This window comes from Ectothiorhodospiraceae bacterium 2226 (genome assembly GCA_013348725.1).
In the GTDB taxonomy this organism is placed as follows: domain Bacteria; phylum Pseudomonadota; class Gammaproteobacteria.
In genome coordinates this window covers 916425-929136 of record CP054689.1, presented here as the reverse complement: position 1 = coordinate 929136, position 12712 = coordinate 916425, and the positions used below count along the sequence as shown (strand labels likewise).

At 70.1% G+C, this 12712-nt stretch carries 11 protein-coding genes; 10 read left to right on the top strand and 1 reads right to left on the bottom strand.

Going from position 1 to position 12712, the window contains the following annotated elements:
* The first annotated feature begins 10 nt into the window (after positions 1-10).
* The 9 genes from HUS23_04390 (at position 11) to HUS23_04350 (ending at position 9811) form a co-directional block, all read left to right on the top strand.
* Positions 11-1303 carry a glutamate-5-semialdehyde dehydrogenase gene (locus HUS23_04390; protein QKT03099.1) on the top strand — a complete coding sequence of 431 codons (1293 nt, stop codon included), beginning with the start codon at positions 11-13 and terminating at the stop codon, positions 1301-1303.
* Between the two features lie 10 nt (positions 1304-1313).
* Positions 1314-1976, top strand: a complete 663-nt coding sequence (gene nadD / locus HUS23_04385) for a nicotinate-nucleotide adenylyltransferase (GenBank protein QKT03098.1) — start codon at positions 1314-1316, stop codon at positions 1974-1976.
* Positions 1976-2314, top strand: coding sequence for a ribosome silencing factor (rsfS, locus tag HUS23_04380; protein ID QKT03097.1), 339 nt, complete (start codon positions 1976-1978; stop codon positions 2312-2314). The genes nadD and rsfS overlap by 1 nt, the downstream gene beginning before the upstream one ends.
* Before the next feature lie 24 nt (positions 2315-2338).
* Entirely contained in the window at positions 2339-2806 is a 468-nt protein-coding gene (gene rlmH / locus HUS23_04375; GenBank protein ID QKT03096.1) for a 23S rRNA (pseudouridine(1915)-N(3))-methyltransferase RlmH, read from the top strand.
* 101 nt (positions 2807-2907) lie between these two features.
* Positions 2908-3504, top strand: coding sequence for a septum formation inhibitor Maf (gene maf, locus HUS23_04370; protein ID QKT03095.1), 597 nt, complete (start codon positions 2908-2910; stop codon positions 3502-3504).
* An 8-nt stretch (positions 3505-3512) separates the two neighbouring features.
* Entirely contained in the window at positions 3513-4991 is a 1479-nt protein-coding gene (gene rng / locus HUS23_04365) for a ribonuclease G (GenBank protein ID QKT03094.1), read from the top strand.
* A gap of 13 nt (positions 4992-5004) precedes the next feature.
* Positions 5005-8616 (top strand): hypothetical protein, encoded by a 3612-nt coding sequence (locus HUS23_04360; GenBank protein ID QKT03093.1) that lies wholly within the window; start codon positions 5005-5007, stop codon positions 8614-8616.
* A 38-nt stretch (positions 8617-8654) separates the two neighbouring features.
* Positions 8655-9002, top strand: a complete 348-nt coding sequence (locus HUS23_04355; protein ID QKT03092.1) for a hypothetical protein — start codon at positions 8655-8657, stop codon at positions 9000-9002.
* Positions 8999-9811: a carbon-nitrogen hydrolase family protein gene (locus tag HUS23_04350; GenBank protein QKT03091.1), complete on the top strand. Its 813-nt coding sequence runs from the start codon at positions 8999-9001 to the stop codon at positions 9809-9811. The genes HUS23_04355 and HUS23_04350 overlap by 4 nt, the downstream gene beginning before the upstream one ends.
* Positions 9812-9831: 20 nt before the next feature.
* Here HUS23_04350 and HUS23_04345 read toward each other — a convergent pair whose 3' ends face one another.
* The gene (locus HUS23_04345; protein ID QKT03090.1) at positions 9832-10551 is read right to left on the bottom strand and encodes a pentapeptide repeat-containing protein; all 720 of its coding nucleotides are present in this window, start codon (positions 10549-10551) and stop codon (positions 9832-9834) included.
* Between the two features lie 369 nt (positions 10552-10920).
* Here HUS23_04345 and soxB point away from each other — a divergent pair, with 369 nt between their 5' ends.
* Complete coding sequence (gene soxB / locus HUS23_04340) at positions 10921-12702, top strand: thiosulfohydrolase SoxB (GenBank protein QKT03089.1); 1782 nt, start codon at positions 10921-10923, stop codon at positions 12700-12702.
* Positions 12703-12712 lie beyond the last annotated feature (10 nt).

Sequence of the window (12712 nt, the reverse complement as noted above, 5' to 3'; positions counted from 1 at the left end):
GAGGTAGGCTATGAACACCGCGGTGCAAGCGACGGCTGCCGCCGAACAGGACGTCCAGGCATACATGCAAGCCGTGGGGCAGCGCGCGCGCGCCGCGGCGCGGGAACTCGCGCGCGCGCCCACGCGCGTCAAGAACCAGGCCCTGGCGGCCATGGCCGCCAGGCTGCGCGCCGAGCAGGACGCGCTGCTGCAGGCCAACGCGCGCGATCTCGAGGCGGGCCGCGCGGCGGGCCTGGACGCGGCCCTGCTCGACCGCCTGGAGCTGAACCCGGCGCGCATCGAGGCGATGGCCGAGGGGCTGGAGCAGATCGCCGCCCTGGCCGATCCGGTCGGGGAGATCACCGGGCTCAACTACCGCCCGTCCGGCATCCAGGTCGGGCGTATGCGCGTGCCGCTCGGGGTGGTGGGCATCATCTACGAATCGCGCCCCAATGTGACCGCGGACGCCGCGGCGCTGTGCCTGAAGTCGGGCAACGCGGCCATCCTGCGCGGCGGCTCCGAAGCGTTCCACTCCAATGGGGCCATCGCCGCCTGCATCAAGGCGGGGCTGGCCGAGGCAGGTCTGCCGGAGGATGCGGTACAGGTGCTGGAGACCACCGATCGCGCCGCGGTGGGCGAGCTGATTCGCATGAAGCAGTACGTGGACGTGATCGTGCCGCGCGGCGGCAAGGGCCTGATCGAGCGCATCAGCGAGGAGGCGCGCGTGCCGGTCATCAAGCACCTGCACGGGGTGTGTCACGTCTACATCGACGCCGCGGCCGACCTCGACAAGGCGGTGCGGGTGGCCTTCAACGCCAAGACCCAGCGCTACGGCACCTGCAACACCATGGAGACGCTGCTGGTGCACGCGCGCATGGCCGAGGCGGTGTTGCCGCGCCTAGCCGAACTCTACCGGGCCGAGGGCGTCGAGCTGCGTGGCTGCCCCGCCACCTGCGCGCTGGTCCCGGACGCGGTGCCCGCCACCGACGAGGATTGGGACACCGAGTACCTCGCCCCCGTCCTCTCGATCCGCGTGGTGGACGACTTCGCGCAGGCGCTGGAGCACATCCATGCGCATAGCTCCGGGCATACCGAGTCCATCCTCACGGAGGACTACGGACGGGCGCGCCGTTTCCTGGCCGAGGTGGACTCCAGCTCCGTGATGGTGAACGCCTCCACGCGGTTCGCGGACGGCTTCGAGTACGGGCTGGGTGCCGAGATCGGGATCAGCACCGACAAGATCCACGCGCGCGGGCCGGTGGGCCTGGAAGGGCTGACCTCGCAGAAATTCATCGTGCTCGGGGACGGGCACGTCCGCGAGTGACGAGCACCCCTTGATCGGCCTGCTCGGCGGCACCTTCGACCCCGTCCATTATGGGCATCTGCGTCCAGCGCTCGAGGCGGTCGAGACCTTGGCGCTGGACGAGTTGCGCCTGATTCCCGCGGCCCGGCCGCCGCACCGCGCCGCGCCCGCGGCCCCGGCTACCGAACGCGTCGCCATGGTGAGTCTCGCCGTCGCCGGGGAGTCGCGGTTTCGCGTCGACGCGCGCGAACTCTCCCGCACCGGCCCCTCCTACACCGTGGATACGCTGGAGTCCCTGCGCGCGGAAGTGGGGACGACGCCGCTGGTGTTGCTGCTCGGCATGGATGCCTTTCTCGGGCTGCACACCTGGCATCGCTGGGAACGGCTCGCGGCGCTCGCCCACCTGGCGGTGATGACCCGCCCCGGGGCGGCGCCCGCAGAGGACATGGCCGCCCCGTTGCGGCCCTTGTGGGCGGCGCGCGTGCGCGACGCCGCGGCCCTGCGGGCGCGACCCGCCGGGCACCTGATCACCCTGCAGGTCACCGCGCTCGGTATCTCCGCCTCGCAGTTGCGCGCGCAGGCGGCGGCCGGGCGCAGCCTGCGTTTTCTCACGCCGGATGCGGTGTGCGAGCACATCGCGCACCACGGACTTTACCGACCCGCGCCGCCGGCCGCGGGTACGAGCGAGGCTTGATGGAACCAGAAACCCTAAGAGACATCGTCGTCGAGGCCCTAGAGGATCTCAAGGCGCAGGACATCCACGTGCTGGACGTGCGTGGCAAGTCGAGCATCACCGACATCATGGTGATCGCCACCGGCCGCTCCGACCGTCAGGTCAAGTCGCTGGCCCAGAACGTGGTGACCAAGGCCAAGCAGCATCACGTCATGCCCGTCGGCGTGGAAGGCGAGCGCGAGGGCGAGTGGGTGCTGGTGGACCTCGGCGACGTGGTGGTGCACGTGATGCTGCGCGAGGTGCGCGACTTCTACAACCTCGAGAAGCTGTGGAGCGTGCCGCGCTCCGAGCACGGCTAGCGTAGCGGCGCGGCGGGGGCGGCGGTGCGCATACACCTGATCGCGGTCGGCCAGCGCATGCCCGCCTGGGTGGAGGCCGGCTACCAGGAGTATGCGCGCCGCCTGCCGCCCGAGTGCGCCCTGCAGTTGGTGGAGATCCCCGCCGGGCGGCGTACCAAGGCGGCCGACCTCGCGCGGCTGATGCGCGAGGAAGGGGCTCGACAGCTCGCGGCGGTGCCCGCAGGCGCGCAGCTCATCGCATTGGACGCCCAGGGGCGCCAGTGGAGCACGGAACAGCTGGCCGCACAGCTCGAGGGCTGGCTCGCCGACGGGCGTGATCTGGCGCTGCTGGTGGGCGGCCCCGAGGGCTTGGCCGATGCATGTCGCGAACGCGCCGACGGGCTGTGGTCGCTGTCCAAACTCACCCTGCCGCACCCGCTGGTGCGCGTGGTGGTCGCCGAGCAGCTCTACCGCGCCTGGAGCATGCTGCGCAACCACCCGTACCATCGTTGATGACGGCCTGATTTCCTCTGCGCCTTGCCAGCGCGCAACGGGCGCCTCATGGATCCGGCTCGCGCGTCGTTCCCCTCGAGTGAACTTGCAAATGAGAAGCTATGGAACCTTTTGACGTCTACCTCGCCTCTAACTCTCCGCGCAGACGCGAATTGCTGGTCCAGATCGGCGTGCGCTTCCATGTGCTTGCGGTGGAGGTGGACGAGCGCGCGCGGGCCGGCGAGCGGCCCGAGGCGCTGGTTGCGCGGCTGGCGCTCGCCAAGGCGCGCGCGGGTATGGCACTGCTGCCGGCGGGCGAGCGCCGCCCGGTGCTGGGGGCCGACACGCTGGTGGCCGTGGACGGCGAGGTGCTCGGCAAGCCACGCGACGAGGCGCAGGGCCTGGATATGCTGGCGCGGCTGTCGGGGCGCACCCACCGTGTCCTGTCGGCGGTGGCGTTGGCGGGCCATGCCGGGGAGGGGGTTCGGGTGTCCGAGAACGCCGTGACGTTCCGGCCGCTGACCCCGGAAGAACGTGTAGCATACTGGCAAAGCGGTGAGCCGGCCGACAAGGCCGGGGCGTACGCCATCCAGGGGAAGGCGGCGCTGTTCGTCACGCGCCTCGAAGGCAGCTATTCGGGGGTGATGGGCCTGCCGCTGTTCGAAACCGGTGAGCTGCTGAGGGGCGCGGGTCTGCGCTTGTTCGGCGGCCAGGAATAACAGTCAGCGTGAGTGAAGAGTTACTGATCAATGTGACCCCGCAGGAGACGCGCGTCGCCTTCGTGGAGAACGGCGTGCTGCAGGAGGTGCAGATCGAGCGCACCCGCCGCCGCGGGCTGGTGGGAAACATCTACAAGGGCCGCGTGGTGCGCGTGCTGCCAGGCATGCAGGCGGCATTCGTCGAGGTGGGCCTGCAGCGCACCGCGTTCCTGCACGCCTCCGACGTGGCCGTGCCGGGGCAGGAGCGCAACGGCAACGGCAATGCCAACGGGGGTAACGCCGACATCGGCCGGCTGCTGCGGGAGGGGCAGGAGCTGTTGGTACAGGTGGTGAAGGACCCGCTCGGCACCAAGGGCGCGCGGCTCACCATGAACCTCTCCATCCCGTCTCGTTATCTGGTGTTCATGGCTGGGTCTGAGCACATCGGTGTGTCGCAGAAGATCGAGGGCGAGGAGGAGCGGGCGCGTCTGAAGGCCATCCTGCGCGCCGCCGTGCCCGAGTTCGGCGGCGGCGGCTACATCGCGCGCACGGTGGCGGAGGGCGCCAGCGAGGAGGCACTGCACGCTGACATGCGCTTCCTGCAGAAGCTGTGGACAGCGATGCAGGAGCGCGGGCGCACGGAGCCGCCCGGCACGCTCATCCACGAGGACCTGCCGCTCGTCATGCGTACCATGCGCGACTTGGTCGGCGCGGCAGTGGAAAAGGTGCGCATCGACTCGCGCGAGACGTACCAGAAGGTGCACAAGTTCGCCACCAAGTTCATTCCCGAGCTGGTGCCGCGCATCGAGTACTACCCCGGCGAGCGCCCGATCTTCGACCTCTACAACGTCGAGGACGAGATTCAGAAGGCGCTGGCGCACCGGGTGGAACTGAAATCCGGCGGCTATCTCATCATCGACCAGACCGAGGCGATGACCACGATCGACGTCAACACCGGCGCGTTCGTGGGCCATCGCAACCTCGACGAGACCATCTTCAAGACCAACCTCGAGGCGGCGCAGGCCATCGTGCGTCAGCTGCGGCTGCGCAACCTCGGCGGCATCATCATCATCGACTTCATCGACATGACCGATCTGGAGCACCGGCGTCAGGTGCTGCGCACCCTGGAGAAGGGCTTGGAGCGGGACGTGCACGGCAAGCCGAACATCTGCGAAGTGTCGGCCCTCGGTCTGGTGGAGATGACCCGCAAGCGCACCCGCGAGAGCCTCGGGCACGTGCTGTGCGCGCCTTGCCCGACCTGCGGCGGGCGCGGCCAGCTCAAGACGGCCGAGACGGTGTGCTACGAGATCTTCCGCGAGATCCTGCGCGAGGCGCGCCAGTTCGATGCGCAGCAGCTTCTGGTGTTGGCCTCGAGCGAGGTGGTCGATCTGTTGCTCGACGAAGAATCCACCAGTGTCGCCGAACTGGAGGCCTTCATCGGCAAGCCGATCAAGTTCCAGGTCGAGGCGCTGTACACCCGCGAGCAGTACGACGTGGTCTTGATGTAGGGCCTTCGTCACGATGCACCCTGCTCCGCCATCCCTCGCCCGCGTCTGGCTGCGCCGCGCGCTCCGCACGCTGCTCGGCACGGCCGCGCTGCTGCTGATCCTGGTGGCGATCGCCTTCGCGCTCACGCGCCAGTTCGTCGACGACGCCCACCCCATGATCGAACGCTGGGTGACCGAGGAACTCGGCCAGCCGGTGCGCGTGGGCGAGATCGAATTCGCCCTGGTGCGCGGCAATCCCGCCCTCACCCTGCACGATGCCGCCCTGCTGGACGCGCAGGGCGGCACGGTCGTCGCCTTCGACCGCCTGCACGTCCCGATCAGCCTGCTGGCCAGCGCACGTGCGCGCAGCGTGCAGTCCGACGGTTTGATCCTCGAAGGTTTGGATCTGCGCCTCTCGCGCGCGGACCTCGCGCGGCTGTCGGCCCGCTGGGGCGAGGGCGAGGAGCCGCGGGCGCGCAACGGTGCGGTCTACGCTTGGCTGCTGGCCCAGGAGCGGCTCGAACTACGGGGCGCGCGACTGTACTGGGAGGGGGCACCGGCCTTGGAGCGGGTGAATCTGCGCCTCGAGCGCGCGCGGGGAGAGCACCGGCTGACGGGCCGCGCGCAGCTGAGCGGCGGCGGCCGCCTCGCCCTGGATCTGGCCGTGGAGGCCGCGCATGCGCCGCGGGAGCCGGCCCGCTGGCGCGTGGACGGCGGCGTCGCGGCCGAGGCCGTCGCGCTGGAGGCGCTCGCGCGCCTGACGGGGGCGCCTAAGAGCCTGAAGGGGCGGGGCAGTCTGGAGCTGCGGCTGACCGGCGGCGACGGGCGCCTGGCGGCCGACGGCGCACTCGACTTGCGGTACGTCGCGCTCGAGCAGCGGATGTTGTGGCCGTTCCTGCGGGGCGAGGCGCGCGCGGAGTTCACCCGCCGGGGGTGGGCGCTGGACACGGCGTTGCGCGGCCCGCGCCAACAGGAGCGGCAGGCGCCGCTGACGCTGCGCGCCGCCGGTGCGGACGGTGGCATGGAGCTAATGGTGGCGAGCCTCGCGCCCAATGAGGTCGACGCGCTGCGTAAGGCGTTCACCCCCAAGCAGGGCCTGCTGGCCGACTACCTCGCCGAGGCGGCGCCGCGCGCCGAGCTGCGCGATCTGGCGGCGACGCGCAGCGCCGGCGGCGCCTGGACCTACACGGGCAGCTTCAGCGAGTTCCGGCAGTCGGCCTGGCGCGTGGCGCCCGCGGTGGAGGGCGTCGCAGGCCGCTTCGTAGCCGGTCCCGAGGGCGCCCGTGTGTGGCTGGCCGCGCCCGCGGCGAAGTTCGATTTTCCGCGCCTGTTCCGTGCCCCGCTGCGCGCGCGCATCGAGGGGCCGCTGCGCGTCCATGAGGACGCCGCCGGTTGGCGCATCGATGTGGAGGAGGTCGCGGTGGAGAACGCCGACCTCGCCACCACCGTGCGTGGCAACGTGCGTCCCGCGCAACAGGGGCGTCCCGCCGCGCTGGACATCGCGGTGGCCGTGGCGCGCGCCGACCCGCGCCAGGTCACCCCCTACGTGCCGGCGCGCATCATGCCCGAGGCCGCGGTCAAGTGGCTGGACGAGGCCTTCATCGGCGGTGCGGTAACGGGAGGCGAAGTCCTCTACCGCGGCCCGGTGACCGGATTTCCCCCGCCGGGGGGCACCTTCGAGGCCCGATTCGGAGTCCGTGACCTCGGCCTGCACTTCGCCCCCGGCTGGCCCGCATTGGAGGGCGGCGAGGCGGAGGTGGCGATCGTTGGGCGGGGGCTGGAGGTGCGCGCGCGGGAAGGGCGCCTGTTGAATGCCGAGCTCGGCGAGGCCACCGCCCGTATTGCCGACCTGCGCCGCCCGGTGCTGGAACTTCAGGCCGCGGCGACGGGGCCGGTCGACGATCTGCTGCGTATCGCGCGCGACACGCCGCTGCGGCAGGTGACGCCCGCCGCGCTCGACGACCTGGCGGTGGCGGGGCCGACGGACCTCGCCTTCAACCTGACGCTGCCGATCGGCGCGGCCCGTGAGCAGGCGGCCTTGCATTGGTCAGGGACGGCGACGCTGCGCGATGCCCAACTGACCCGCGGCCCCTTCACCCTGACCCACCTGAACGGGACGCTCGATTTCGCCGACGGCGCCTTTCGCGGCGAGGACCTGCACGGCCGCTGGGGCAGCGCCACGCTGCACGGCGCGGTACGTCCGGGCGAGGCGGGCGGCCATCGCGTGAGCGGCGTGGCGCGCGTGCCGGGCGAGGAGGCGGCCCGTTGGTTGCGTCTGCCGGGGGAGGTCTTTGCCGGCGAGTCGGACTGGCAGGTCGCGTTGGACTTGGGCGGCGGCGCGGCGGACGGCTGGTCGTTTCGGGCGGAGTCGGATCTGGCGGGCCTGGCGGTGGAGCTGCCGGAGCCGTTCGCCAAGGCGCCGGAGGCATCCCGCACGACGCGCATCGACCTGACCGGCGCGGAGGATGACGGACAGGCGTTGGTGGTGCGCTACGGCGAGCACGCAGTGCGTGCCCATCTGCGCGACGGGGCCGTAACCGCCGCCGCCATCGGCTTCGGCGGTCAGGCGCCGGCGCGCCCCGAAGCCGGCAGCGTCCACGTCGGTGGGCGCCTGGAGCGACTGGATATCGCGGGCTGGCCCGCCCTCGAGCGAGGTTCCGGGGCCGAGGGCGACACCGAGTCCGGCTTGGCACGCCTGCGCTGGGAGATCGCTCTGGCGCGCCTTGGGTTGGTCAATTCCGCGGCTTCGCCCGCGACGGAGGCTTCGCCGGTCGGCCAGCCTGCGACGTCGCCCCACGGCTTCGACCCCGGCGTGTTGCCGGCCGCCCGCGTGCAGGTGCGGGAGTTCAGCTATCAGGCCTTACCGCTGGGCGCGTTGAACGCCGAAGTGGCGCGGCGCCCTCGGGGCGTGGACATCAGCGGGTTCACGCTGCGCGGCGGTCTGCTGACGGCGGATGCGCGCGCCGAATGGCAGCGTGGATCCGGTGGCGACCGCTTCAGTGTGAGCGGCGCGATGGAGGCGCGCGACGTGGTGCAGGTCTCGCGTGCCTTGGGCCTGTGGCAAGGGCTGGATGCACGGCGGTCGCGCGTGGAGGGCTCGATGTTCTGGCTCGGCGCACCGTGGCGGCCCCAGCCGCAGACTGTGAACGGGGCGTTGCGTCTGGAACTGTACGAGGGCGCGCTGCACGAGGTCGAGCCGGGGGCGGGCCGCTTGGTGGGCCTGCTCGGCATCAGTGTCCTGCCGCGCCGCCTGCGGCTGGACTTTCGCGACGTGTTCTACGAAGGCTTTCGCTTCGATGAGGCACGCGGCAGCCTGCGGTTCGCGGGCGGACGGGCGGTGACCGAGGATTTTCGCATGCAAGGCCCCGCGGCCCGCATCGCCGTAACCGGCAACGCGGATCTGGTGGGGCGCGCCTATGACCATCGCGTGACGGTGGTGCCGCACATCGGCCAAGCGGCGCCGATCGCGGGGACCTTGGCCTGGGGGCCGCAGGTCGGCGCGGTGCTCCTGATCGCGCAGCAGCTGTTTCGCAGCAGCGTGGACGAGGCGGTCACCGCCCGCTACAGCGTGACAGGGCCGTGGGATGCCCCCACCGTGGCGCGCCTCGCCGCACCGGCCCGGACGCCGGATTACGTCGACGAGTGAGCGCGGGCGGATCGGTCCCTGTGGTATTCTCCCGGCCCATGAAGTACGCCCTGTGCGCCCTCCTGTGCGCCTTCCTGAGTCTGCCCGCCGTGGCCTCGCCCTGGTCCATCAGCGCCGAGGCGTGGGCCATGCCGCGCCACGGCGAGCGGGTGCTGCAATTGCCGGCGGTCGCCGCCGCCCTCGAGGCCGCGGCGGCGCAGCCCGACGCGCGCCTGACGGTGCGTTACCCGGGCGGCGAAGCGGGGACGCTGTGGGCGCAGGAGCTGCGCGGTTGGCTGATCGCGCTGGGGCTGGACTCGGATCGTGTGGAACTCGTGCCCGGCGCCCCGCGCCGGGACGTTGTGGAACTGGAACTGCGGCCGGCTGCCGGCGCGGGGGGACAATGAAGCACAAAGTGGCGGCCATTCAAATGGCGTCCGGGCCGAACGTGTCGGCCAATCTGGCGGAGGCCGAGCGCCTGGTGGCGGAGGCCTCCGAGGCCGGTGCCGGCCTGGTCGTATTGCCCGAGAACTTCGCGTTCTTCGGTATGGCCGACGAGGACAAGCTGGCCGTTGCCGAGCGCGACGGCAGCGGCCCGATGCAGGACTTTCTGGCCGAGCAGGCGGCGCGCCACGGCGTGTGGCTGGTCGGTGGCACGATTCCGCTCGCGGCCAGCACCGAGGGCCGGGTGCGCGCGGCCTGCCTGCTGTACGACGACCAGGGTCGGCGCGCGGCGCGCTATGACAAGATCCACCTGTTCGATGTGGAACTGGAGGGCGACGAGCGTTACACCGAGTCGCGCACCATCGAGCCGGGCGCCGAGGTCGTGGTGGTCGATACCCCGTTCGGGCGCCTGGGTCTGTCAGTGTGTTACGACCTGCGTTTCCCGGAGCTGTTCCGGCGCATGACGGCCGCCAAGATGGACCTCGTGGTGCTGCCCTCGGCCTTCACCGCCGTCACCGGCCGCGCCCATTGGGAGACCTTGGTGCGCGCCCGCGCCATCGAGAATCAGTGCTACTTCATCGCCGCGGACCAGGGCGGCTACCACGTCAACGGCCGCGAGACGCACGGCGACAGCATGGTGGTCGATCCCTGGGGGGTGGTGGTCGCCCGCCTCGCGCGCGGGTCGGGCGTGGTGGTGGCCGAGTTCGATCGCGAGCGGCTCGCGTCGATCCGGCGGACCTTCCCGGCGCTGACCCACCGTCGACTGCGCTGAGCGGTTGAGCGAGCCCGCTCCTATTGGCACTCGCCGATAGAGCCGGGCCGGCAGCGGCGCCGGTCGGCCCAGGTGGTGTTGTCCAGGCGCGCGCCGTCCAGGATGACATCGTCGACGTTGGCGCCCGGTAGCTGGGCACGGGTGAGGTCGGCACCGCTGAGGTTTGCGCCGACCAGACGTGCGTTGTCCAGCCGCGCGCGCGTGAGATCGGTGCCCGACAGATCCGCCTGTTCGAGCTCGGCACGCATCAGGTTCGCCTCCTGCAGAATGGCGCCGCTCAGCCGTGCGCCGTTCAGCACCGCCTGGCGCAGGTCGGCGCCGGTGAGGTCGGCCTCGCGCAGGTCGGCGTTGATGGCCCGGGTCTGGTAGAAGTTGGCCTGACGTAGGCGGGTACCGGCGAGGCTCCCCCCCGTCAAGGTGGTGCGTTCGAAGCGGGCGCCCATCAGGTCCGCCCCGGTAAACACCGTGTCGCTCAGGTTGGCCCCCAGAAAGCGCACCTGCGCGAGCTGGGCGTCGTCCAGCCGCGCCCCCGCGAGGTTGGCAAAGGACAGATCCGCCCCCGTAAGGTTCGCGCCGCGCAGGTCCGCCCCGCTGAAGTCGGCCCGCCCCAGCACCGCGCTGCGCAGGTCCGCCCCTGCCAGTTGCGCCTCGCGCTTGTCGCAGGCGGTCCAATTCACCGCCGGCCCCGGCGGGTCGTCGCATCCGGCCGTCGCCGCACCTGCCCAGAGAATGCCCGCCATAGCCAAGCACTTGGCAGTGGTTTGTGTGTGCGTGGGGGCGCCCAGCCGAGGGCTTGCATTAAGAAAAAAGGGCATAAATCCTCGTCCTCGCGGATACCGCCGTATGGTAACAGGACCGCGCGGGGCGGGCAGCCTGGAATGAGTAGGGCGGGGAACTGCGAAGATGCGCGCCGGGTCGCATTATGAGGGCCGTTTGCGCGCCGCATAGGCCTTTAGCTTTGCCTCTTCAGGCAAAGGTGATAAATTTTGGCGCTATTGCCGCTCATTAGTTCTGCAAGCGGCCCACTCGGGCGGCCGGGTTCGCGGGCCGCGCGACGCGCGATAGCTTAGCTCGCAAATAAGTAGCATAGACCACTGAGGAGTCTTCCAATGTCGATGAATCGTCGCCAGTTCATCCAGCTGATGGGCATCGCGGGCGCCGCGGGCCTGCTGCCCGGATGTAACAGCGGGAGCGCGTCTAAGAACGCGCCTAGCGACCTGTACGAGCTGCCCAAGTTCGGTAATGTCACCATCCTGCATACCACCGACACCCACGCGCAGCTCCTGCCCGTCTATTTTCGCGAGCCGAGCGTCAACCTTGGCCTCGGCGAGATGCACGGCCGGCCGCCGCATATCGTCGGACAGCGCCTGCTCGAGTACTACGGCATTCAGCCGAACTCCATCGAGGCCCATGCCTTCACCTACCTGAACTTCGCCGAGGCCGCGGAGAAATATGGCAAGGTGGGCGGGTTCGCGCACCTCTCCACGCTGGTCAAGCGCATCCGCGCCGAGCGCGGCGACGGCAACACGCTGTTCCTGGACGGCGGCGACACCTGGCAGGGCTCCGGCACCGCCTTCTGGACACGCGGCAAGGACATGGTGGAGGCCACCAACCTGCTGGGCGTCGACGTGATGACCGGTCACTGGGAGTTCACCTACCGTGACCACGAGGTGCTGGACAACATCAAGGACTTCAACGGCGAGTTCGTGGCGCAGAACGTGCGTGTGCGCGACGAGGCCATGTTCGACGGGGCCGAGGCCTACGACGAGATGACCGGCCACGCCTTCAAGCCCTACACCATCAAAGAAGTGGGCGGTGCCCGCATCGCGGTGATCGGCCAGGCCTTCCCCTACACCCCCATCGCCAACCCGCAGCGCTTCATCCCCGACTGGACCTTCGGTATCCGCGACGCGGACATGCAGGCCATGGTCGACCAGGTGCGCGAGAACGAGAAGCCCGACGCGGTCATCGTGATCTCGCACAACGGCATGGACGTGGACCTCAAGATGGCCTCCGTGGTCACCGGCATCGATGCCATCATGGGCGGTCACACCCACGACGGCATGCCGGCGCCGAGCGTCGTCGAGAACCGCGGCGGCAAGACCCTGGTGACCAACGCCGGTTCCAATGGCAAGTTCCTCGGGGTACTGGACCTGGACGTGAAGGACGGTAAGGTGCGCGACTTCCAGTACCGTCTGGTGCCGATCTTCTCCAACCTGATCGAACCCGACCGCGAGATGAGCGCGTACATCGAGAAGGTGCGGGCGCCCTACCTCGAAAAGCTCACCGAGGAACTGGCGGTGGCCGACACGCTGCTGTACCGCCGCGGCAACTTCAACGGCACCTTCGACCAGATCATCTGCGACGCCCAGCGCATCGTGGGTGACGCGCAGATCGCCCTGTCACCGGGCTTCCGCTGGGGCACCACGGTGCTGCCGGGGCAGGCCATCACCATGGAGCACGTGCTGGATCAGACCTGCACCACCTACTCCGAGACCTACGTGCAGGAGATGACCGGCGAGATGATCAAGCTGATCCTCGAGGATGTGGGCGACAACCTGTTCCACCCCGACCCCTACCTGCAGCAGGGCGGCGACATGGTGCGCGTGGGCGGCATGGACTTCGTGTTCGATCCCACCGCCTCCATCGGCAACCGCGTCAGCGAGATGCGCCTGGACGACGGCACCCCTGTCGAGGCGAACAAGAACTACAAGGTGGCCGGCTGGGCGACCGTGGGTTCGCAATCGCCCGGTCCGCAGGTGTGGGACGTGGTGGCCGAGTACCTGCGCGATCAGAAGGTCGCCACCATCAAGAAGATGAATGTGCCCAAGCTGAAGAACGTGCAGGGCAACCCGGGTCTGGCGGACTACGAGGGCGAAGTGCTTTCGTAAGTTCGACCGA